The following is a 19,516-nucleotide window of genomic DNA, read 5'->3' on the forward strand; positions in this document are numbered from 1 at the left end:
CTTTCAAAGCTAGAGACCGAGGCCGCGCTTGCGGCCGAGCGACCAGTCGATGCCGCCCCCGTCGCGCACGACGCCCGCGACCTGACGCCCAAGCTGTCGTTCGAGGCCCGGCGACCAGGGCACGAGGCTGAACCCGAGGCCCCCATCACCACCAAGGCTCTCGATCATGGCGAAGCGGCCGGAAGCGAGCGTCAGGCGCTGGCGGTATTCCCCCGCCACCTTCACGCCTGTCGCGACCGGCCGGTATGTGCGCCCGGTCCTGCCGGCGATCTCGGCGCCCGCCGCGTCCAGTTCACGGCGGCGGAGCGTATCGAGCAGACCACGCTCGAACACGATGCGCTCGCCGTAGCGACGGGCCAGCCCCTCGCGGACCAGATGATCGGCACGACTGTCCATCGCCCGTTTCACCTCCGCGCCGAAGCCCGCGTCAGCAATGCCGGCACCGCGCTCGATCAGCCGATGATCGAGCCACGTCGCGCCCCGCGCCCCCGCCTGGGCGGTGAGATCGAGATCGGAACGGGTGGCGAGGACCAGCGTCGGCGCCGGCGCGTTCGGCCGGCTTATGGCGCGCAGCTCGACGATGCCGCCGATCGGCGCACTGTGCTCCAGCGCTTCAAGGCCGGGGAAGCGGACATGGTGAGTGCGCCCGTCCGTGCCGTCGATCACGGCATAGGCGGTGCCGGCAACCTCGTCGTGCAGTCCCTTGTCGAGTAGTCGGCCGACGATCGGGCGGGCGGGCGTGGCGCTCACGATCTCGTAGCTGTCGAGCGGGCGCTGCTGGCCATGGTCCTGAAGGGCCTTGCCCATCGTGCGGATGATGTCGCCGCGCGTGCCCAGCTCGCGCAGCCTGGCTTGCGCATCCGGCGCCATCGCCCACTGGCCAGGTTCGGCCTCCGTCGCGAGGCCCATCGTTTCGAGATGCTGGAGGCGGCCGACCATCAGGCGCCGGATGCGCGGATCGTCGGGGCCGGCCCGGTCGGGCCGTAAGTCGATGATGCCCAGCTCGTCGGCGGAACGCCCGATCTCGGTATCGAGCCGGGTCCAGCGCTCCGCCGTCACCTCGCGTTCCAGCCCGCGCTCGATCTCGTGCTCGGGCTTCGGCCCCAACTCCGCGAACGCCAATTCCTCGGCACGCGAACGCAGGTTGTGGCTGATGTATTCGCGGGACATGCGCAGGTCCGCGCCCTGGTCGTCCACGCCGCGCACCAGCAGATGGACATGCGGGTTGTCGGTGTTCCAGTGATCGACCGCCACCCATTCAAGCCGGGTGCCGAGATCGACTTCCATCTGGCGGACGAGATCGCGGGTATATTCGCGCAGGTCCGAAAGCTCGGTCGCGTCTTCGGGCGAGACGATGATCCTGAAATGATGCCGGTCATCCTTGCATCGCTCGGCGAAGGCGCGATCATCGGCGCGATCGGTGTCGGCACCGAACATATGGGCCGGCGATCCCTCGCGGGTGACACCCTCACGCTTGAGGTAAGCCAGATGCGCGGAGAGCGGCGCCATCCGCCCGCGCTGGACAACCGGCAGCACCTTGACGGCGACCCGCCGGCTCGGGGCGAACAGACGGCTGCGCGCAAACGCGGTCCGGCCCCGGCCGAAATTCGATTGCCCCCGCCGGGCGGTGGCGGACCAGCCGTGGCGACGGCCCATGCCCGACTTGGCGGCGGCGCGCAGCACCTCGGCCACCAGGCCGCGCGCGTTGCGCGAGGCCGATACGCTACGCCGGACCTTGCCCGGCCGGATGCGGAACTCGCCGTCCTCGCTCACGGCAGCACCGTTTTCCGGCCGGATTGGCCGGTGGCACTGCGACTTCCTTTGAAATCCTTAGCCTTTTTCTTCCGAGCGGCACGCTCGCCGACCGACGCACCCGCGCCAAATCGCTGAAAGACAAGGGCTTTCAGCGATTTTGGGGTGCGGCTTGTATCTTGCCCTCTTAGATTTCGGCACTTTTCTGCCTTCCGAACCCCTTTCACCTTCGGACCGGACACTATGAAAAGGCGGGCGGTCATGGTGTGTCGGCCTCCCTCCGGTCGGGGGTCCGCGTGCGATCCGGCTGCGGCGACGCAACACCGAACCGGACGGCAAAGAGCGTGTCAGGTCGCGCATCTTCTGCGGCGGCGATGCGCAGCGGCAGCGTTCCCGATGTGTCGTCGGCGCGCGCTGGAGCAGCCGCCGGACCATCCGCGCCAACACGGATGAACAGCGGCGCGTGCGTCCATGCGAGCGGATCGGGCGCGGCACCGGCAACTCCCGATCCGCCAGTCACGTCGCCGAGCTGCGCCACATACGCCACGGTCTCGGCCGGCAACGGACGACGCCGCGCAACCCAGTCGTCATAGCGCCCCGGTCCTGCATTATAGGCCGCCAGCATCGCCGCTGGATTGCCGTAGCGGTCGAGCATCAGGCGCAGAAAGGCCGCGCCCGCGACGATGTTGTCATGCGCGTCGAACGGATCGGCTCCCAGGCCATAGCGCGTCCGCATCGCCGCCCATGTCGCGGGCATGACCTGCATCAGCCCCATCGCACCGGCCGGCGAGACCGCCGCGGCGTTGCCCCGGCTCTCGACGCGGATCACCGCCCATATCCACGCTTCGGGGAGCCCGAACCGCCGCGCCGCCTCGACAATGGACGACGCGACGGGTGCGACGGCCGTGCGCGCTGGCGGCACCTCCTGCGCGGCCGCCATGCCGGGCGGCGACGTGATGGCGAACGCCGCGGCGGTCAGATGGCAGGCGAGCCGGCGCATCGCCTCAGCCTTCCTTGCCGGGCTCGGTCGGCCGGCTCCAGACCAGATGGTGAACGTCGCCACGTCCGGCGGTGAGCAGCATCGCGTCGATCGGCCGGGGGCAAAGCGGGCCGTCGATCGACACCGCGACGTGGAACCCGCCCGGTCCCCCGAGCCGGTTCCATGCTTCGCCAACTGGTGCGCCTTCCGCGCTGTCGCCGAGATGGGCGCGCCAGTGGGGTGCGTCCTCGCCTTCGCGCGGATCGACGGACAACAGGCATAGCGGCGTGTCGATGCCAAGCGTCTGGAGACGCCCCTGATAGGCACCTCGAATGTGGCGGAAAATTCCAATGGTGATTGTCTTCATGGGTCTGCCTCGTGTTTGCGGTCGGGTGTGTGGAAGGCTTGGGCCGCTCGTCGCTCAGGCCCGGTCGTCGCGCGGACGCGGACGCTTCCACGACAGCCGTAGCGCGCGCCCGTTGTCGTCGGCGCGGAACAGCACAGGCCGGAACGGCGCGCCGAACAGCGGGCTGTCGATCTCCAGCGCGATGTAGTCGCCGGCCCGCTCACCGACCCGTTTCCAGCCGCCGCCGATGTCGGGGCCGTCTTCGTCGTCGAGGTGGACCCGGTAATCCGGCGCGCCCTCAGCGTCGCTCGGATCGGCGGCGACCAGCACGATCGCTTCGTCGATGCCGAACAGCCGGACGCGGCCGGCATAGCCATCGACGGTGGATTCAAAGATCATGGGCGACATCGCCAGACTCCTTTGCGTTGGCAGGGTGGAAAGCGGGGCGAGCGCGAAAGCCGCGCCAGCGCAGCGACGCACCGGGCGCATCGCGGGTGAGCAGCGGGATCGCGCGGCCAAGCAGCCCGGCTGCGGGCAGCGCGCCGAGATAGCGGCCGTCCATGCTGTCGCGGACGGATGCGTTGAGCAGCAGCAGCTCGCCGGTCCTGACCGTCCGGCATCCCCGCCAGACCGGCAGCGGCCGGCCCCGGCTGTCGCGGGAGAGCGCGACGGCGACGGGTCGCGCATCAACGCTGACCACGGCGCCGGTGCGGCAAATCCGCTGCCCCGGCCGTGCCGCGACATGCTTGAGCAGCGGCACGCCCTCGGCGAGATAGCGGCGCGTTGCGAGCCAGCGGGCGATCGGCGCGGGCGGCAGGACGGCGACCAGCGTATCGACGGACGGATGGGCGTCCCGTTCGAGACGGTAGAGGCCGATCGGCGCGCTCGCGCTGGCGTTCCAGATCAGGCGCGGGCGCGGCTGGACGATCGCGACCGTGACGAATAGCGCTGCGAACAATTCCGCCGTGGTGACGGTCGCGAGGACATAGCCGAAACGTGTCATCCCTCGATCTCCCGGCGCTTGAGCCAGGCGCGATGACGTTCCAGCGTGTAGGGGCGCGGCTGATGGCCGGCGGCGATGCGGTTATGGACGTGGCGCCAATGATCGGGCGCGGCGTCGCAGGGATCGACGCCCTCCGCCTCCACCGCGTCGATCGCGGCGAGCACCTGGGCGACCTTCGGCCAACCCTCGATCTTGAGCAGGATGTCGCCGCCCGGCCGCACGAAGGGCAGAGTCGTGTAGGGCTCGCGCGGCGCGACGGCCCGCACCACGTCGATGCGCGAGACGATCGTGCCGAAGTCGTTGGACGCCCAGCGCACGAACGCGAACACCGCGCCGGGCCGGAAGCTGACAACGCGGGTGCGGCGCGTCAGGATGCGGTCCTGGGCGACACGGCCGAAGCGTATCCAATGCTCCAGCTTCTTCTCGATCCATGTCAGCTCGACATGGGTGAGACCGTCGCCGGCAAGCACGCTCAGCGTGCGGCCAGCGCGCGCGCCGGCCGGTCGGTTATCGTTCATCGTTCGTCTCCGGAGACATCGATGGAGGTTTGCCCGACACGGGATCGAGCACGGTGTCGGGGCGCAGGATCGCGTCGCCGATGGCTTTGGGGTTGGCGCAAGGAACGACGTCGCCGAACGCCTCGACGATCAGGCTGGCCGCATACGCCAGCTCGCCATCGCCAGGCATCATACCCGCGCGAACCTGCCGCGATTGCAAGGCCGCCAGCGAAGGCGTAGTAGTATAGCGTAGTAGAAACGGCGAAAGCGGCGCTATCCGCGAGCCGCGTCGCGATGAATTTTCCACAGCGCGCAGCGCCGTTAGCAAGAATACGAAGTATTCTTCTCTATTAGCATAGTTAGAAGAGACGCGATTCCGCGAGCGATTCCACGGGTTTGCGAGGGAATGAAATTCCCGATAGTCCGACTCCGGCATTACCGATAGTCCGAGCCTCGCCATTACCGATAGTCCGAGTCCGGTCATGACTTATCCACAGGCTGGAGGCGCAGGCGGCGCATGGCGCGATCGAGCGGGTCTTCGGGAATGGCGACGAAGGTTAGGCGCGCGCGTCCGAAGGTGCGCTCCAGGCCGAGCCGGTAGCCGGGCAAAGGCTGGCGACCGACGATTGCGCGCAGGTCGAACGCGAATTTGGGTAGCGGGGATAGAACCCCCGATTTGAGGTGGAGGTGGGCGACATCGAACGACCAGCCATTCGCCTGCCGCCCGCCATGCTTGCGCACGATGCGGTAAAGCCACCGCTCAAGACCGCCCGTGAGATCGAAATAGGCGCGGTCGATGGTGAGCACGAGGCTCTGATCGAGAACACCCGCATAGAACCAGTCGGGCAGGATCAGTTCGAGGCCGAGCGGGCGACCATTGCCGTCGAGCCGCTCCTGCCACTCGTTGATCCACGAGAAGCGGTGACGACGGCGCTGATGCTGCTGGCGGATCGAGGTGGCGATGGTGGTCGATTGCAAACGATCGAGCGCGGCCTTGAGCCGCTCGTAGCTCGCCTTGCCGGTGCCGCGTCGGGTGAAGGTCAGTATTTCATGGGGCGTCGCCGCCATCAGCCGCGACGTGGGCTTGCCGGCGTCACGCGCGGCGACGATCTGGCTCGCCGCCCATATCAGCACGTCGGCGTCCCAGATCGTCGCCATGCCATGATCCAGCACCGCCTCGACCGAGATCCATGTGGTGCCCATGCGGAAGTCGATCGGCTCGACCCGTTTCGACTTGGCGAGGCTGAAGAAGGGCCACGCCATCAGATCCTGTGCGTCGCGTGGCGCGATACCATTACCCATCGACGGGAACAGCGTGAGCTGGGCGCGTTCGCCGTCATCGGCTCCGGCCTTGGGGGAAGCTGACCTGCTCATGACCGGGCCGGCGACTGTTCGGGATGCGGCCGGGGCATGAGGTCGTCCTGCCCCGGATCGGAGGTCGAATATTTGGTGCCGCGATCGGCCCATGACTGGAGATCGTCGACGGTATAGACGACGCGGCCGCCGAGCCGGCGATAAGCCGGCCCGGTGCCGAAATAGCGATGTTTCTCCAGCGTCCGGCCGGACAGGCCGAGGAAGCGCGCGGCCTCCGGCGTGCGCAGCAGGCGCGGCGGCAAATTTTGGGGATTTCCGTTCGGCTTCGGCATCCGGCGGCTCCTGCGGGTGTCACGGCGGCAGGAGGCGAAAATGGCGAAGGAACGACGGCGGGGTGGAGTTCGAAGATATGCGGGGCACGGATGTGACCACCCCCGCGGATCGGATGGGCGGCCGCCGGCCTGCCTTGTCTTGCGGCCGGGAACGCCGGATAAGCGCGCGATGAGTGCCAGCTACTATTTCGAGAGAGCCGCCGCGATGCGCGCGGAAGCGAGCCGCGAACAGCTTCCCCAGCGCCGCCGCCTGCACGAAGTGTCGGCGGAGCGCTGGGATGAGATGGGCCGTCAGGCGCAGGAGACGGAACGGCAGACCGCCGTCAACGCCGAGGAGCGCCGCCATCGGCCTTATCATCAGACGCTGCGGGAGCGGGTCGCCGCCGGTTGATCCCGTGGCTTGTGGTCAGCGGATGCGCAGCAGCTTGAGGTAATCCCGATTCATCTTGCGCTCGGCATCACGCACGAGTCGCACCACTGCGGATCGCGCGGAGCAGACTTTCCATTGCGTGGCCGGCAACCGCGCAGCCTTGTCATGGCCGAAGGCGGCGGCGATTTCGCGGTGGCTCGCGCCTGCCAGCCGCATGTCGAGGGCGCGCAGCATCCGTTCGAGCCGGTCGCGGCGCTGCGCGGTCAACGGCCAGCCTCGGGGTTGCGCCCCGGATCGCCGGCCTAGCAGCCTCCGGTAGAAGCGCAGCAGGCTGGTGATCCGCGTCTCGAAATCCGGGTCCAGCGGCACGAACGCCCCAAGCGGCTGGCCGGGCGCTGCGTCGCGTATCCAGAGGCGGTGCTCGCCTTCGGCGTCCGCTAGAATGACGTGCCGTCCATTGGGGCCGGAAAGATCGGCCAGCAGCGGACCGAGCGCGGCCGGGTCAACCGGCTTGGCGCGCAGGAATCCGTCTGGCGCGGCGGCGAGGACAATCGTGGTGGCGACAAGCTCGGGCGGCCAGCACAGCGGTCCGGCAAGCTGGGAGGGCGCATAGGCGAAAGGATAACCCCCATCGGCGGGCGAGTGCCGCCAAGCCGGCCTCCTCGCTCACCGTGCCGGATTTGATCCGGCGCATCATGGCATCATGCTCGGTCCGATACCGGCGGTTGCGGCGTAGGAACTCGGCGGCGAACTCCGGGCGTCCGGGGGCGTCCGGCTCATCGCCGGCCGCGCGCGAACGCCACCCAGGACGTGGTGGCATCGGCATCCTCCCTTCCGGCCTGCGGTCAGGCTCGGGCCGGGCAGGATTCAGGAAAGACCGGCTTGTCGGATAGTGCGAAGGAAGCACCACCGTAGAGACAGAGATATGGTTTAGAATGATCCAAGAATTACTTGGCGAACGACTGCACATCTATTTATGGTTCATTTTGGACCATTTAATGGAGGCGCGGTCCCAGTAACCAAGCGTAGCCGACTTCGGTCATCCAGCGGGCGCGGGCCAGATGGGTGTCATGCACGACCTGCGCCCGCTCCGGCTCGCAAGTGGGATCGATTCCGAAGATGACCGCGACCGCTTCTCGCCAGTCCGCACCTTCGGCATCGGCGTCGAGCAGACGGAGATAATCGGACAAATGCGCCTCGTCATAGCCGGTGAGATGCGGCTTGTCGGGAGGGCGATCCTCGAATTTCCTGCCGGCCGTCACGGATGATCTCCGATAGTTGCCTTTCAAACCGCGTCACCCAGGGCCTCTGTCCGTGCCCGCAAATCCGCCTCACTGGACGCGGATTCGGCATCACGGTGCAGCCCGAAGGCTGCGTCTGCGGTGCGCCCCCGCAAACATCGCTCCTGACCCTGATCGGGGAGTGGTAAACCGCGTTTAGTCGGTTCCTATGACCTTTAGTTCGGAGAACCTGTTGTATACGTCACAGGCTCCCCGACCATGTGGTCAAGGATGGCGGCGCCGTCACGGCCGGCGCTCAAACCGCTAAACGTGGGGCTACCAACCCCAGGCCGCCGCGTAGCGGCCCGGCCCCTTCATAGGACAGTGTGAAGATTTTGACCACTCCCTACCGCGAGCCGGGCATAGCCCGGCGAGCCCGCCCATCGCGGTCGCGCGGACCTTTGGGACGCGCGACCGCCACCGATCCGGGGAAGCCGGATCGGCGGCGGCAATCTTGCAAAAAGGGGGAAGCCGTAGAGCCGGACGGCCCGGCCCTACGGCAAAGCGATCAGCCTGCCTTGAGGCGCTGCATCCCCTCGGCCAGCGTCCAGAGCGCGCGGTTGAGAGTGACATTCTGGTCGATGCCGTTGATCGGGCGGGACCGGCTGCGGCGGATACGGCCTTCGGCGTTCTGCTTGCGGCCATGCAGTCCGCCGCGAATGACATTCTCCTGAATGACGTTGAACGTCGTCCACAAGCTGCGGTCCATGTCCTCGCGGCGGCGTGGCTCGATGATCTGGTCGGGGCGCAGCGGACTTTCGTCCTCGCCATAGCGGGCGACAAGGCTGACCTCGCCAAGCAAGCGCTGCTCGTCATCGGAAAGCCGAACCGCCTTCATGCTCTCGCTGGCGTCGATCAGCCGGGGGAAGTCCTCCGCCACGGTGTAAACGCCCTCGATGATATCGTCTTGAATATTGCCCTTATGCGGCACGCGGACTTCCTCGAACCGCTCGCCCGCAATCATGGAATTGGTGCAAACGAAGCGCAGCATCCCGGCGAACATCTGATAGGCGCTCGTTCCGTCGTGACTATTCACGATGATGACTTCGGCTGCTTCCGGCTTGCCGATACCGTCATCCCGGCGCAGGCGCAGCATGTGCTTGGCGTGGCCGTGGCGGCTTCCGTCGCGCGGGACCGACTGGACGGCGAAGAACGGGAACCATCCTTCCCGGCGCAGCCCCTCCACGATGTCGATGGTGGGGACATAGACATAGCGCTGCGAACGGCTGTCGTGCGCCTCGCGAGCGAAAATGGAGGGGACGTGGCGATAGAGCGCCTCGTTGTCGAGCGCCTCGCGCCCGCTGATCTGGTGGGCGTTGCGACCGAACCGGGTGGCGAGATGATGGATGCTCATGGTCTTGTCCTTCCGTGGGCTTGGGTTTCCGCGCAGCGGAAGCGCCGCGCTGAAACCCTGCCCGTCGGCGAGACCGGGGTAGCAACGGACAAGGGCGGCCGGGCCGGAGGGGAATCACCCGGCCTGCACAAGCCGAAGGCGCGGAAGGCTGGGGATACCGGCCCGGACGGCGACAGCTTCCCTTGTCCGGCGCGAGGGCTGGCCCTTAGCGCCCCGCGCCGGCCTGCCGGCGCGCACGAACAAAGCAATTCCAGGATGCGGCCAGGATGGCCGCTTCTCTTCGTGAGACGCGCGAGCCTCTATAGTATGGATATATTTGGTGAACTGGCGGGCGACTCGGCAGGATGAAGCTCACACAGAGGCAAATCGAGGAAGGACTGGACCACGCCCGGCAGACACTTGCCGGCATGGAAGAAGTCGATTTTGACGATCTGGCCGATGATGCGGGATTCCGCGAGCAATATGCCAAAGCCGCGCTCGTCTTCATCAAGATGATGGCCGTGCTGGACAAGGCGAAGCTGACGGGGGATCAGCGAGCAGCTCTGGATGCGCTCATCGCCCGGCATAATAGATGTACCAGCGCGCTTACGCAGGATGTTCTCGCCCATTGGTCCGAACAGGCCAGCGAACGCGGCGCGCTGAATTGATCGGGCGACGTCGAGCGCCGATCAATAGAGATTGTCGCGGTAGTCCTTATCCAAGCCTTTCTTGAGCAAGCCCTGCATCCCCGGCACCGCCAGCGCGGCGCTGGCGAGCTTCCCGGCCAGGCCGGCGTTGCGGTTGAGCTTGATATGCTCGACGAACAGCTTGGCGGGCTCGATGCCGTGCGCGTCCGGCTTGACCGGCCACAGCGCGGCCCGCTCCAGCGCTGGGCTGGCGCGCAGGTCGATCGCCTCTACCTTGATCCCGATCGCCAGCAGCGGGGTCTTGCCCTGCACCTCGAACCGGGCGCGGGCATCCTCGTCGGTGGAGAGCTGCGCGGTCCCGCGCACGATCGCCACGCGGTTCGCGCCGGGGATCAGCAGCGCCAGCGCGACGCGCGGCTGGGTGAGGATGTTGCGGAAGCTGTCCACGTGCCTGTTGCCGGGCCGGTCGGCGAACCACAGCGTATCGCCGTCGAGCCGCGCCATGCAGCCGGCCGGATCGCCCTTGGGGCTGAGGTCAGCGCGCCCTTCCTCGCCAAACGTCGCCAGTGCGAGGAAGCGGCTCGCGGCGACGAAGGCGGCCGGATCGTCGGGCGCGTCCGCGACCGGCACCGCCGCCCATAGGTCGGAGCGGATCAGCGCCTTGGCGCAATGGCCGTAACATTCCTCGACGGCGATGCGGATGCCGTCCGGGCCGGCCTCAGTCACGCGGCCGTTGACGCGCAGCGTCTCGCCGATACCGGGGACTAGGAACAGCGAACCGAACGCCTCACCGGGCCGCGCAAGCGCGGGATCGTCGAGCGCGGCGGGCGGCAAGCGCAGCTCGCGCGTCCCGGCTTCCGCGAAGCCGGGGCCGCCGCCGCCGAGCGTCACGCTCATGCCCGCGTTGTCGCCGAAGCCGGCGAACAGCAGCGGCGCGGCCCCGATCCAGCGCAGCGCGCCCGCGTCGAGATGGTCGATGACCTTGAGGTGCATCGCACCCGGCGTCTTGCCGATCACGCCTTCCAGCGCGTCGATGCTGGCGATCGGCCCGCTCATTGCAATGTCGGCGCAGGGCCGCCGAGCGTCAGCGCCAGCATGATGCGCGTCGAGCAGAGAGCGCAGTCGAGGGCGCTCGCCGCGCTCTCCTTGCAGCCAAGGCAGGCGCGCGGGCGAGAGCCGTCGAGCAGGCCGAGCAGCAGATGCTCGTCTTCGGAGAGCGTCAGCGCCTCGCCGACGGCGAGTGGTCGGCCGAGCGCCGTTTCGTAGAACAGGCAGAGGCTGTCGAGAACCGGCGCGAGCATCGTGCAATCATGCGCGGCGAGCGCGAGGGTGAGACAGGGCTGGATCGGATGGCCGGCATCGCGCGCCTGCCGCCAGCAGCGGGCCGCGTCGATCATAATCGCGGCGGGCGCGGTCTCTTGCCGGGTCGGCGGCGTGAAATGGCGGGTCATCGTCGATCCTCTCTGCGCTATCCCCCTTTTCGCTTATTGCGAGTCGTTCTCAAGTTAGCCGCACTAGATGACGGCGGCAAGACAGCACGACACGTTTCATCCGACGATCAGCACCGCCGGATGGAACGGTCAGAACAGCTCGCCTTGCCGGTATTCGGCAGGTTCCTCGCCCTCGCGGCCCTGCCAGACGACGCGGTCGTTCTCGTAGATCGTGACGAACGCCTGACCGTAGCGGGACTCGTAGGCCGGTTCCGGCTTCGCCTCGAAATTGTAGCAGCGGCTCCGGCCCTTCGTGCCAGCGAACGCGATCGGGCCGCCGGGCCGGAGAATCACCCGGTCGCAGGCGCCGGACGGCTCAGCGACACGACGACGGATGAGACCCATTTGGTAGGCGCGATAATCGCTTTCCTCGCGCTCGCTCGGCGCCCGCCAGTGGCGGCATCGTGCGCAGCAAGCGCCGTCGGGAAGGCGCGGCGGATCGGTGTCGAGCGGCGGCCCGCCATTGTGGCCGAGCGGCTTGCGCATGGCGTCGGTCCCTTCTGCGGAAGGTTGGAGAGGGAGCGCCCCGCCGAACGGCGGGGCGCGGCAAGGTCAGTCGGAGACTAACTCGTAGGTGCCGGGGGTCTTCTCGGACTCGAACATCCGAAGATAGACGGGCGTGCCGCCGAGGACGGTCAGCTTGAACGAGACGTAAGGACGCTTCTCCTTGCTGGTCTTCGCCCAAGCGGCGCCGTAGTCGATCCGGTCGTCGTCGGCCGGATGGATGCGGAAGTCGGGGGCCTTGTCGTTGTCCTTGCCCTCGACCTGGCGAAGCTCGACCTGCTCGCGCGTGCCGAAGGCACGGATTTCGCCGGTGTAGCCGCGATCGGTGGTGGTGAAGATGCCGCGGATCATGTCGTCAGTCCTTTCTTGCCTCGGACCGCGCCCATCGCGGCCTCGATGGCTGTCGACCGGCCGGGGGACGACTGACCTGCACCCGAAGGGCGAAACGAAGTGGCAGGCGGCGGCGGACGGCTTTTTTGCTTCGCGCTGCAAAGCCGGCATCGCCGGCGGCGGAAAAAAGCCGTTCGACGCCGTTGCGGGAAGGCAGGCGGCCCTCGGCCAGACAAGCCTTTCGAGAGGCCGTGTGGCAGCGCCGCCCGGCAAGATCTCGGGACTGGCAGAAGGTCGATGGTAATCGCGCGCCGCTACCGATCGCTATGGTCCCGGTGATCGTGCCTTGCCGGGTGAACGTGGGGAGCGAAGCGGGGTGCAGGGGACGACATGAAGCTCGGCCCTGCGCTTGCCTCTGCCTGACGGCGACGGGCGGCGGCGGCGCCGAGAAAGACCAAAGGATGTGTCTGGAGTCTCGCTCGGGGTTCCCGGCTATTCGCCCGCCGATCTCAATCCGCCTCGATCGGGCGGACACCGGCTTACCGTGTCCGGTTCTTCCCCCGCCATGCCCTGCGGAAGCCAGCGGGTGCGCCCGTTCCTCCCAACGGCCGGACGCAATGCCCTTGCTTCATGTTCGCATTATGTTCCAGATTATCGCTTTCCGATTCGACAGCGCGAAGGACGGCGTATGAGCGTGATGATCCGCGGCGAGGACCGCGCGAGACTGAAGGTGACGGGCGACATCGAAGCGGAGCTGGCGGTGCCGACAGGCGGCACCGGCCGATGCTGGCTCAGCTTCTCCGATGGCACGCTGGTCGAGGCGGCCTATGGCAAGGATGACGATTGCCGCTTCGCGGTGAGTGAGGAAGGCGCCGGGATCGCACGGATTCAGCGCGACGGCGCAGCCGATGTTCTGCGCCTCGACTGGCGGGTGGAATGGGTGACGGTCGCGGCGGCCGGCAATGCCGTGCGCGCCGGGCGTGGTGAACCCATGCCGGTGCTGCCCGGTCTGTTCGGCTGAGGCTATTCGATGAAGGCCGCGAGATTGCGCAACGTGGACGCCATCCCGGCCTGATGATCCTCGGCGCCGATGCCCGGCGGCACATTCTCGCAGGCGATGGTGACGCGGGTGCCGTCGGCAACGGGCGTCAGCGTCGTCGTCACGCGCATCGTCCCTGCGAACGCCGGATCGTCCGAAACGAACACGACATCCTCCATGATCCGATCATAGGGGAGCAGCTCGACGAAACGGCCGGTGAACCGATCCTCGCGCACCGAGGACTTGCCGACCACATCCGGCGCGGGATCGTCGTAGATGAATGCCATGCGATAGCCGCCGCCGGTGCGCGGGTCGAACGACTCGATGCGCGCGTGCATCCCCTTGGGGGGCCGCCAGGACGCCACCGATTCGGCGTCGGTCATGGCCCGGAAGATGGCGCGTGGCGCGGCCAGGATGGTGCGGGAAGCCGTGTCGATTCGTAGGTTATCCGGTGCTGTCGCCATGTGCGGGCAATACTGTTGGCACGATCGCACGCCAACAAGGACGGCGAGCCGGGCCGTGGCCCGGCGAGCGCGATTTTTCCCCCACGACAAATCGGCCGCGCCCTGCAGGGCGCGGCCGCGACCGATACGGTGCGCAAAACGAAAGGCCGGGACCGCTTACGCGGCCCCGGCCCGCCCCCTATTCGGCGGCGACCGCATAATGCGACTGATCCTCGTCCTCCGGTTCCGGTTCGCTCGGGTCCGCCTCGGCCTCGGTCGGCTGCGCCATCGCGTCCTCGACGTCCTGCGCTTCGGTATCGGGGGCCTCCGCTTCGGTATCGGGGGCCTCCGCTTCGGACGGCTGCTCGTCCGCTGCGACGTTCTCCGTCTCCACCGCCTCGGGTTCGGCCTCGGTGGTGCGCAACAGGGCCGGAAGCCAGCCGGTCCCGGCGACAAGCTGCTCCGCCGCGTCGGCCATGTCCGCCTTCTTCATCGGAACGATGCGCTCGGCGGCTTCGGAAGAGACGGCCTCACTCACGGCCTGCGCGATGTGCGCCTTAGTGACACGCCCGAAATAGCTGCGGGCGGTCGCGGTCCACGTCGCCGTCATGTCGAGGTCCACCGCCTCGGCCAGTCCTTCCGCCGCCTCGATGCGGCTGGCGGAACGCTCCCACGGCACCTTCACCGCATTGACGGTGAGCGACACGCAATGCGCCAGCAACGCGGTCCGGCTGTCGCCGTCCAGCGCGACGAGGAACGGCCACAGGTCCGCCGTCTCGTCGGGAAGCTGCGCGCCCCACTGGTTATGCCGCGCCGCCAGCGCCTCGCCCGCCTTGGTGTCACCGATGCCCTCGGCGTGGGTGGTGAGGTCTTCGCTCTTGGCGGTGATCGTGAGGCAGGACTTGCCGAACCCATGATAGAACAGGTCCAGCACCAGCGCATGGGTCAGAGCGACCATCGCCATGTCGTGCTGCTCGCCCAAGGCCAGCCGAAGCCCAAGCGTCCGGTGGGCCGTGAGGTCACGAATGAGGCTGTCGGAAATGGGCTTGCCCGGATCGGCCTCGTCCACCTCTTCTTCCTCGTCCGCGTCCTCGTCGTCCTCCACGGCTTCGCCGTCCTCCGCGCTGGCGCGTTCGCCCTCGTCCTCCGGCTCCGCTTCGGGCTGCGGCTCGTCCTCGGCCCGGACATGGCCGCGCTCGATCTTCACCTCGCCATTGGAGCCGAGCGAGACGAACACGCCGCCACGCTCGATCACGGCGGGATCGTAGGCCGAACGCTTGGCGCTGATCGCGTCGATCTCGTCGCTCAACGCCTCCGCCTTCGCCGCCACGTCCTCCGGCATGTCCTCATAGGAGTCATAGCCTTCGATCAGGGCGTCATGCGCTTCCGCCGCTTCGGATAGCCGGGCCTCGTCCTCGTCGGACAGGGCGACATGCTGCGGGTAGTAGCGCCGCATCCCATGACCGTGCGGATAGTCGATGCTCGCCTCGGCCCACTTCCAGCCCTCGGCCAGAACCTCGCCTGCGATCTCGCGCAACCGCTCCACGACAAGGGTATCGAGCAAGCCCGCATCCTCGAAGAAACCGCCGTCGTCCTCGGTGAACAGGTCGCGGATGACGTTGCCGCCCGCCTCGACATAGGCATCCGCGCCGATGAACACGGCACGCCGATCACTCGCGGGCACGTTGCTCGCCGTGAGGTCGCGCCGGATGATCCACGGCTCCTTGTTCCACGACAGGTTCTCGAAAACCTGCTCCTGCCGGGCATGGTCGTCGGTGATGGCGAACGCCGCCAACTGGTCGAGCGTCAATCCATCCTGCCGATAGACGTCCATCAGCTTCGGGCTCACCGCGCCCAGCCGGAGCCGCCGCTTGACGATCTCAGGCGACACTCCGAACCGCGCGCCGATTTCCTCCGCGCCCCATCCCTTGTCGCGGGAAAGCTCCGCGAACCGCTCGAACTGGTCGGCGGGGTGCATCGCCGTGCGCGTAACATTTTCGTCCAGCGACACCTCGGCCGGATCGTTCGCCGTATCGAGCCAGCAGCGCACAGGCTCGGACTTCCTGATCTGCTTGCGCTTGGCGCGCAGCAGCATCGCCAGCCTGCGGCCTTCGCCAGCGGTCACGAAATAGCAGCCGGTGGGCGTCCCGTCCGCCTTCACCTCGGGTTCCACGACAAGGTTCTGGATCATCCCCTTGTGTTGGATCGACGCGGCCAGCGCCTCGATGGCGGCTTCCCCATGCGGCACCTTGCGGGCGTTGCGCGGGGACTTCTTCAGCTTGTTCAGCGGCACGAAGATTTCGACGCCGGACACAGGCTCGGCGGCAACGGTTTCGGTTACAGCGTTCATTGTCCTTACTCCTTCAAAGCACACGCACCCCGGAGCGGGGTGGGCGGCGAAAGAGCGACCGGCAGGCCCGCCGACGGAGCCGGGCAGCACCCGCAGGGCCGGAACGAAGAGGAGGTAAGCGCGGCACGCGCGTTGCGGCCCGGCGCGGCGGGCCTAGAGGGAAGCGACGCCCACACCGCGGGAGGGGAGCGTAGCGACCAGCCAGCCAAAGCGATCGGGCCGGCGCACGCCCTGGCCCGATCTCCGCAGATACGAAGAAGCGCAAATCCGCATCGGCGGATTTACGGATTGGCGTGGAACGCCGCCCCGCCATGCTGATCGTGACCCGCATGGGACGAAACCCGTCAGGGGTTCGGTCGGAGCGGAGCGGAGATAGAGCGGCGGTCCCGAAGGGAGGCGCCAACCTACCTGCTCGATCTGTTCCCCCACGGTGCTTTTCGACCGATTCTGCGGAAGCCTATCCCGCCCCGGTCAGCGGATCAGCACAGGATCACAGCGTTCCTTGCATCAGAATCGTCGAGCGCATCCCGCCGTCTGCACTTATCTGCCGCCGCCTCTACTACGCCCCGCTACGCCAATTCCGCCGCGTGCCGCCATGCGCCGAATCGCACCGCCGGGACCACGCTGGCGGGTGCGACATTCCAAGGGCGATTTCTCTGGATTCCATCAGTGCGCGCGGCAGCTTGAGCGCATGGCCCTATCCCGCAAACGTCGCCTCCGTGCGCCCCGCCGCTGGTCGGAAGGTCTCGATGACCTGCACGACTATTATCAACCCACGCCCGACCGCCGATCGGCTTCCCGGCCGCCGGAGAAGGATGGCCCGATCGTCGTCACCGACGACTGGCCGGAGCGTGTCCCGATCGGCGATATGGAGTTGCGTGTCCTCGAAGGCCATCTCCGCAAGGAACTGGACGCGCTGTTCGGGCCGCTCCCCTGATCCGATCGCCATTTGCGGAAGGGTTGATTTGTTAGTCTGAATGACGCACATTGAAGCGGTGATGGATCGATCAGGAGTGACACCCATGCCGCGCAAACTTCCTGTAGCGGAATCCCCCCGAGGCAACCGGGTCGAGCGCCTCGGCTTCCGCATTGACGAGGAAACCAAGGATTTGATCGAACGGGCCGCTCATCTCAGCCGTCGCAAGGTCAGCGATTTCTGCGTGACCGCGCTGGCGGATACGGCCCGGCGGATGATCGCCGACCATGAAACGCTGGTGCTGTCGGACCGCGATCGGACGGCGTTCTTCGATGCGCTCGTCAATCCGCCCGAACCGAGCGAGCGCCTGATCCGTGCGCTGGACGAGCACAAACGCCGGGTCGCGTCATAATCATGGCGCAGCCGCAGGGAGACTTGCTGATCGAGCCGTTGGGGTCGCACCACGACCGGAAAGGGTTTTCGTGCGGCGTCGACAGTCTCGATCGCTATCTCCGAACGCAGGCCGGACAGGATATTCGTCGCAAGGCGGCAGGGGTTTTCGTTCTCGCCGAACGAACAGAGCCCGGCGTGGTCCTCGGCTATTACACGCTGAGTTCGACCGGGATCGCGCAGGGCGACGTGCCGGCGGCGGCGCGGCGGCATGTTCCGCGTTACCCGCTCGTCGCCGCGACGCTGATCGGCCAGCTTGCGGTTTCCCAAGCGCGGCAGGGTGAGCGGCTCGGCGCGGTGCTGATCGCCGATGCCGTTCGCCGTGCGTGGTTCACCGCATCCTCCGTCGGCTCGTCGATGCTTGTCGTGGACGCGATCAACGAGCGCGCAGCCGCCTTCTACGAAGGCAACGGCTTCGTGCGCCTGCCCGATTCCCAACGCCTCGTGCTGCCGATGCACGTCATCCAACGATTGGTCGAACCATGATGAACGCCACCGCCGCATTCTCCGACGCCGCCGCCATCCAGCCGGCGCAGCGCGCCGCGCTCTATCTGCGCGTCTCGACTGGCCGGCAGGCCGAGAGCGACCTGTCGATTCCCGACCAACGCCGCCAGATCGAGAGCTATTGCCTCTCGCGCGGCTGGGACGTTGCGGAAGTGTTCGTCGAGCCGGGCAACACCGCGACCGACGATCGCCGCCCCGCCTTTCAGGCGATGATAGATGCAGCGATGGAAAAGCCGCCGGCGTTCAGCGTGATCGTCGTGCACAGCTTCTCCCGCTTCTTCCGCGACCAGTTCCAGTTCGAGTTCTACATTCGCAAGCTCTCGAAGAACGGCGTGCGGCTGATTTCGATCACGCAGGATTTGGGCGACGATCCCATGAGCGTGATGATGCGCCAGATCATGACGCTGTTCGACGAGTATCAGTCGAAGGAAAACGGCAAGCATACGCTGCGCGCCATGAACGAGAATGCGCGGCAGGGCTTCTGGAACGGCGCCCGCGCTCCGATCGGCTACCGGGTGGTCGAAGCGGAGCGCCGGGGGGCGAAGATCAAGAAGAAGCTGGAGATCGACCCGATCCATGCCGAAACGGTGCGGCGCATCTACCGCATGGCGCTCAACGGCATCGACAACAACGGGCCTATGGGACTCAAGTCGATCGCCACCTGGCTGAACGAGAACGGCGTCCGCACTCGCGACGGCGGTCGATGGGGCATTGCCTCGGTGCATCTGCTGCTGACCCGCACCACCTATATCGGTGAGCATCGCTTCAACACGCGCGACCACAAGACGCGCAGCCCCAAGCCGGAGGCCGAGCATTCGGTGATGGAGGTGCCACCGATCATCACCAGGGCGGAATGGGAGGCGGTCCAACGCTCGTTGAAGGCGCGCAGCCCAAAGATAATGCCGCCGCGCGCGGTGGGCGGTTCGATCCTCCTCACCGGCATCTGCTTCTGCGCCTGCTGCGGCGGGGCGATGACGCTGCGCTCGGGCACGAGCAGCATGGGGCGCGAGTATCGCTACTACACCTGCTCGACCAAAGCGCGGCAGGGCAAGACCGGCTGCCCCGGCATCACCGTCCCGATGGACAAGCTCGACACCGCCGTCGCCGAGCATCTCGAATCGCGCCTGCTCGATGCGACGCGGCTGGAGGAGATGATGGATGCGCTGCTGGAGCGGCGCGACGAGTGGGTCGGTCAGCGCCGGCAGCATGTCGCCGATCTGGAGCGACGGGCGACCGAAGCCGAAGCCAAGCTCAAGCGGCTCTACGAGGCAATCGAGAACGGCGTGGTCGATATGGGCGATTCGTCGCTCAAGGGCCGTATCGCCGAGCTGACCGCGATCCGCGATCAGGCCAGGGGCGACGCCGAGCGCGCCGTCTCCCATATCGAGAAGATCGGCCCGGCCATCACCGTCGAAAGCCTGCGCGCGTTCGCGATGGCCGCCCGTCGCAAGCTGCGCCGGGACGATGGTTCTTTCGCTCGGGACTATCTGAGAGCCATCGCGCAGCGGGTCGAGGTCGTGAGCAAGTCCGAGGTTCGCATCCTCGGCAAGCGCAGCGAGTTGCTGCGGACCCTCACCGCCGCCTCTGGCGTAGAGGCGGCGGTGCTAGGCGTTCGTGGTTTTGAACCGAAATGGCGC

Annotated in this window: 27 protein-coding genes; 7 read left to right on the top strand and 20 right to left on the bottom strand. The window is 67.2% G+C overall.

The window, feature by feature from the left end; all coding sequences use genetic code 11:
• Positions 1-9: 9 nt before the first annotated feature.
• The 10 genes from ACLB0R_RS16655 to ACLB0R_RS16700 all read right to left on the bottom strand — a co-directional run bounded on the left by ACLB0R_RS16655 (position 10) and on the right by ACLB0R_RS16700 (position 6,223).
• Positions 10-1,773, bottom strand: coding sequence for a DUF3363 domain-containing protein (locus ACLB0R_RS16655; protein ID WP_167712804.1), 1,764 nt, complete (start codon positions 1,771-1,773; stop codon positions 10-12).
• A complete protein-coding gene (locus ACLB0R_RS16660; protein WP_434953880.1) occupies positions 1,770-2,015 on the bottom strand; it encodes a hypothetical protein in 246 nt (81 codons plus the stop codon). The genes ACLB0R_RS16655 and ACLB0R_RS16660 overlap by 4 nt, the downstream gene beginning before the upstream one ends.
• Positions 2,012-2,752 carry a lytic transglycosylase domain-containing protein gene (locus tag ACLB0R_RS16665; RefSeq protein ID WP_167712947.1) on the bottom strand — a complete coding sequence of 247 codons (741 nt, stop codon included), beginning with the start codon at positions 2,750-2,752 and terminating at the stop codon, positions 2,012-2,014. The genes ACLB0R_RS16660 and ACLB0R_RS16665 overlap by 4 nt, the downstream gene beginning before the upstream one ends.
• Positions 2,753-2,756: 4 nt before the next feature.
• Positions 2,757-3,098 (bottom strand): DUF736 domain-containing protein, encoded by a 342-nt coding sequence (locus tag ACLB0R_RS16670; RefSeq protein ID WP_167712945.1) that lies wholly within the window; start codon positions 3,096-3,098, stop codon positions 2,757-2,759.
• A gap of 54 nt (positions 3,099-3,152) precedes the next feature.
• Complete coding sequence (locus ACLB0R_RS16675; RefSeq protein WP_167712943.1) at positions 3,153-3,485, bottom strand: DUF736 domain-containing protein; 333 nt, start codon at positions 3,483-3,485, stop codon at positions 3,153-3,155.
• Positions 3,466-4,080 (bottom strand): S26 family signal peptidase, encoded by a 615-nt coding sequence (locus ACLB0R_RS16680; RefSeq protein WP_167712941.1) that lies wholly within the window; start codon positions 4,078-4,080, stop codon positions 3,466-3,468. The genes ACLB0R_RS16675 and ACLB0R_RS16680 overlap by 20 nt, the downstream gene beginning before the upstream one ends.
• Positions 4,077-4,598, bottom strand: coding sequence for a DUF2840 domain-containing protein (locus ACLB0R_RS16685; RefSeq protein WP_167712939.1), 522 nt, complete (start codon positions 4,596-4,598; stop codon positions 4,077-4,079). The genes ACLB0R_RS16680 and ACLB0R_RS16685 overlap by 4 nt, the downstream gene beginning before the upstream one ends.
• Entirely contained in the window at positions 4,588-4,770 is a 183-nt protein-coding gene (locus ACLB0R_RS16690; protein ID WP_167712938.1) for a hypothetical protein, read from the bottom strand. Before ACLB0R_RS16690 ends, ACLB0R_RS16685 begins: the two co-directional genes overlap by 11 nt.
• A gap of 287 nt (positions 4,771-5,057) precedes the next feature.
• Positions 5,058-5,951 carry a replication initiator protein A gene (locus tag ACLB0R_RS16695; RefSeq protein ID WP_167712936.1) on the bottom strand — a complete coding sequence of 298 codons (894 nt, stop codon included), beginning with the start codon at positions 5,949-5,951 and terminating at the stop codon, positions 5,058-5,060.
• Complete coding sequence (locus ACLB0R_RS16700) at positions 5,948-6,223, bottom strand: helix-turn-helix transcriptional regulator (RefSeq protein ID WP_167712934.1); 276 nt, start codon at positions 6,221-6,223, stop codon at positions 5,948-5,950. The genes ACLB0R_RS16695 and ACLB0R_RS16700 overlap by 4 nt, the downstream gene beginning before the upstream one ends.
• Positions 6,224-6,392: 169 nt before the next feature.
• Here ACLB0R_RS16700 and ACLB0R_RS16705 point away from each other — a divergent pair, with 169 nt between their 5' ends.
• Positions 6,393-6,614 (top strand): hypothetical protein, encoded by a 222-nt coding sequence (locus ACLB0R_RS16705; RefSeq protein ID WP_167712894.1) that lies wholly within the window; start codon positions 6,393-6,395, stop codon positions 6,612-6,614.
• A gap of 15 nt (positions 6,615-6,629) precedes the next feature.
• Here ACLB0R_RS16705 and ACLB0R_RS16710 read toward each other — a convergent pair whose 3' ends face one another.
• From ACLB0R_RS16710 to ACLB0R_RS16725, 4 genes are all read right to left on the bottom strand, one after another.
• Entirely contained in the window at positions 6,630-7,178 is a 549-nt protein-coding gene (locus tag ACLB0R_RS16710) for a DUF2285 domain-containing protein (RefSeq protein ID WP_416643067.1), read from the bottom strand.
• A complete protein-coding gene (locus ACLB0R_RS16715; protein ID WP_343794017.1) occupies positions 7,096-7,563 on the bottom strand; it encodes a transcriptional regulator domain-containing protein in 468 nt (155 codons plus the stop codon). Before ACLB0R_RS16715 ends, ACLB0R_RS16710 begins: the two co-directional genes overlap by 83 nt.
• Positions 7,564-7,588: 25 nt before the next feature.
• Positions 7,589-7,855 carry a DNA -binding domain-containing protein gene (locus tag ACLB0R_RS16720; protein WP_167712932.1) on the bottom strand — a complete coding sequence of 89 codons (267 nt, stop codon included), beginning with the start codon at positions 7,853-7,855 and terminating at the stop codon, positions 7,589-7,591.
• Positions 7,856-8,381: 526 nt separating this feature from the next.
• On the bottom strand, positions 8,382-9,227 hold the full coding sequence (locus ACLB0R_RS16725; RefSeq protein WP_167712930.1) for a DUF932 domain-containing protein: 846 nt from the start codon (positions 9,225-9,227) through the stop codon (positions 8,382-8,384).
• A gap of 344 nt (positions 9,228-9,571) precedes the next feature.
• Here ACLB0R_RS16725 and ACLB0R_RS16730 point away from each other — a divergent pair, with 344 nt between their 5' ends.
• The gene (locus ACLB0R_RS16730) at positions 9,572-9,874 is read left to right on the top strand and encodes a hypothetical protein (RefSeq protein ID WP_167712928.1); all 303 of its coding nucleotides are present in this window, start codon (positions 9,572-9,574) and stop codon (positions 9,872-9,874) included.
• Between the two features lie 21 nt (positions 9,875-9,895).
• Here the strand turns inward: ACLB0R_RS16730 and ACLB0R_RS16735 are convergent, their stop codons facing one another.
• From ACLB0R_RS16735 to ACLB0R_RS16750, 4 genes are all read right to left on the bottom strand, one after another.
• Positions 9,896-10,909, bottom strand: coding sequence for a pyridoxamine 5'-phosphate oxidase family protein (locus ACLB0R_RS16735; RefSeq protein WP_167712926.1), 1,014 nt, complete (start codon positions 10,907-10,909; stop codon positions 9,896-9,898).
• Positions 10,906-11,304: a hypothetical protein gene (locus ACLB0R_RS16740; protein WP_167712924.1), complete on the bottom strand. Its 399-nt coding sequence runs from the start codon at positions 11,302-11,304 to the stop codon at positions 10,906-10,908. Before ACLB0R_RS16740 ends, ACLB0R_RS16735 begins: the two co-directional genes overlap by 4 nt.
• 129 nt (positions 11,305-11,433) lie before the next feature.
• Positions 11,434-11,829: a hypothetical protein gene (locus ACLB0R_RS16745; protein ID WP_167712922.1), complete on the bottom strand. Its 396-nt coding sequence runs from the start codon at positions 11,827-11,829 to the stop codon at positions 11,434-11,436.
• A 66-nt stretch (positions 11,830-11,895) separates the two neighbouring features.
• Positions 11,896-12,198: a DUF736 domain-containing protein gene (locus ACLB0R_RS16750; RefSeq protein WP_167712920.1), complete on the bottom strand. Its 303-nt coding sequence runs from the start codon at positions 12,196-12,198 to the stop codon at positions 11,896-11,898.
• A 667-nt stretch (positions 12,199-12,865) separates the two neighbouring features.
• Between ACLB0R_RS16750 and ACLB0R_RS16755 the strand changes: the two genes are divergently transcribed.
• Positions 12,866-13,198, top strand: a complete 333-nt coding sequence (locus ACLB0R_RS16755) for a hypothetical protein (RefSeq protein ID WP_167712918.1) — start codon at positions 12,866-12,868, stop codon at positions 13,196-13,198.
• 2 nt (positions 13,199-13,200) lie between these two features.
• Here ACLB0R_RS16755 and ACLB0R_RS16760 read toward each other — a convergent pair whose 3' ends face one another.
• Both ACLB0R_RS16760 and ACLB0R_RS16765 read right to left on the bottom strand, forming a co-directional pair.
• Complete coding sequence (locus tag ACLB0R_RS16760) at positions 13,201-13,680, bottom strand: SRPBCC domain-containing protein (protein WP_167712916.1); 480 nt, start codon at positions 13,678-13,680, stop codon at positions 13,201-13,203.
• 178 nt (positions 13,681-13,858) lie between these two features.
• Complete coding sequence (locus ACLB0R_RS16765) at positions 13,859-16,009, bottom strand: ParB/RepB/Spo0J family partition protein (protein WP_167712914.1); 2,151 nt, start codon at positions 16,007-16,009, stop codon at positions 13,859-13,861.
• Between the two features lie 691 nt (positions 16,010-16,700).
• Between ACLB0R_RS16765 and ACLB0R_RS16770 the strand changes: the two genes are divergently transcribed.
• The 4 genes from ACLB0R_RS16770 to ACLB0R_RS16785 all read left to right on the top strand — a co-directional run.
• Positions 16,701-16,946 (top strand): hypothetical protein, encoded by a 246-nt coding sequence (locus ACLB0R_RS16770; protein ID WP_167712912.1) that lies wholly within the window; start codon positions 16,701-16,703, stop codon positions 16,944-16,946.
• Between the two features lie 85 nt (positions 16,947-17,031).
• Positions 17,032-17,337, top strand: coding sequence for a DUF1778 domain-containing protein (locus ACLB0R_RS16775; RefSeq protein WP_167712955.1), 306 nt, complete (start codon positions 17,032-17,034; stop codon positions 17,335-17,337).
• 2 nt (positions 17,338-17,339) lie between these two features.
• Positions 17,340-17,861 carry a GNAT family N-acetyltransferase gene (locus ACLB0R_RS16780; RefSeq protein ID WP_167712910.1) on the top strand — a complete coding sequence of 174 codons (522 nt, stop codon included), beginning with the start codon at positions 17,340-17,342 and terminating at the stop codon, positions 17,859-17,861.
• The coding region (locus tag ACLB0R_RS16785) for a recombinase family protein (protein WP_434953881.1) at positions 17,858-19,516 on the top strand (1,659 nt) is incomplete at its 3' end. The genes ACLB0R_RS16780 and ACLB0R_RS16785, both read left to right, overlap by 4 nt.

Source organism: Sphingomonas sp. GlSt437 (assembly GCF_048015635.2).
Classification (GTDB): Bacteria; Pseudomonadota; Alphaproteobacteria; order Sphingomonadales; family Sphingomonadaceae; genus Sphingomonas.

Coding starts and splice junctions, on each gene's coding strand:
- ACLB0R_RS16660 (WP_434953880.1), bottom strand. CDS start 2,015: ATGACCGCCCGCCTTTTCATAGTGTCCGGTCCGAAGGTGAAAGGGGTT.
- ACLB0R_RS16665 (WP_167712947.1), bottom strand. CDS start 2,752: ATGCGCCGGCTCGCCTGCCATCTGACCGCCGCGGCGTTCGCCATCACG.
- ACLB0R_RS16670 (WP_167712945.1), bottom strand. CDS start 3,098: ATGAAGACAATCACCATTGGAATTTTCCGCCACATTCGAGGTGCCTAT.
- ACLB0R_RS16675 (WP_167712943.1), bottom strand. CDS start 3,485: ATGTCGCCCATGATCTTTGAATCCACCGTCGATGGCTATGCCGGCCGC.
- ACLB0R_RS16680 (WP_167712941.1), bottom strand. CDS start 4,080: ATGACACGTTTCGGCTATGTCCTCGCGACCGTCACCACGGCGGAATTG.
- ACLB0R_RS16685 (WP_167712939.1), bottom strand. CDS start 4,598: ATGAACGATAACCGACCGGCCGGCGCGCGCGCTGGCCGCACGCTGAGC.
- ACLB0R_RS16690 (WP_167712938.1), bottom strand. CDS start 4,770: ATGATGCCTGGCGATGGCGAGCTGGCGTATGCGGCCAGCCTGATCGTC.
- ACLB0R_RS16695 (WP_167712936.1), bottom strand. CDS start 5,951: ATGAGCAGGTCAGCTTCCCCCAAGGCCGGAGCCGATGACGGCGAACGC.
- ACLB0R_RS16700 (WP_167712934.1), bottom strand. CDS start 6,223: ATGCCGAAGCCGAACGGAAATCCCCAAAATTTGCCGCCGCGCCTGCTG.
- ACLB0R_RS16705 (WP_167712894.1), top strand. CDS start 6,393: ATGAGTGCCAGCTACTATTTCGAGAGAGCCGCCGCGATGCGCGCGGAA.
- ACLB0R_RS16715 (WP_343794017.1), bottom strand. CDS start 7,563: ATGTGCAGTCGTTCGCCAAGTAATTCTTGGATCATTCTAAACCATATC.
- ACLB0R_RS16725 (WP_167712930.1), bottom strand. CDS start 9,227: ATGAGCATCCATCATCTCGCCACCCGGTTCGGTCGCAACGCCCACCAG.
- ACLB0R_RS16730 (WP_167712928.1), top strand. CDS start 9,572: ATGAAGCTCACACAGAGGCAAATCGAGGAAGGACTGGACCACGCCCGG.
- ACLB0R_RS16735 (WP_167712926.1), bottom strand. CDS start 10,909: ATGAGCGGGCCGATCGCCAGCATCGACGCGCTGGAAGGCGTGATCGGC.
- ACLB0R_RS16740 (WP_167712924.1), bottom strand. CDS start 11,304: ATGACCCGCCATTTCACGCCGCCGACCCGGCAAGAGACCGCGCCCGCC.
- ACLB0R_RS16745 (WP_167712922.1), bottom strand. CDS start 11,829: ATGCGCAAGCCGCTCGGCCACAATGGCGGGCCGCCGCTCGACACCGAT.
- ACLB0R_RS16750 (WP_167712920.1), bottom strand. CDS start 12,198: ATGATCCGCGGCATCTTCACCACCACCGATCGCGGCTACACCGGCGAA.
- ACLB0R_RS16755 (WP_167712918.1), top strand. CDS start 12,866: ATGAGCGTGATGATCCGCGGCGAGGACCGCGCGAGACTGAAGGTGACG.
- ACLB0R_RS16760 (WP_167712916.1), bottom strand. CDS start 13,680: ATGGCGACAGCACCGGATAACCTACGAATCGACACGGCTTCCCGCACC.
- ACLB0R_RS16765 (WP_167712914.1), bottom strand. CDS start 16,009: ATGAACGCTGTAACCGAAACCGTTGCCGCCGAGCCTGTGTCCGGCGTC.
- ACLB0R_RS16770 (WP_167712912.1), top strand. CDS start 16,701: ATGGCCCTATCCCGCAAACGTCGCCTCCGTGCGCCCCGCCGCTGGTCG.
- ACLB0R_RS16775 (WP_167712955.1), top strand. CDS start 17,032: ATGCCGCGCAAACTTCCTGTAGCGGAATCCCCCCGAGGCAACCGGGTC.
- ACLB0R_RS16780 (WP_167712910.1), top strand. CDS start 17,340: ATGGCGCAGCCGCAGGGAGACTTGCTGATCGAGCCGTTGGGGTCGCAC.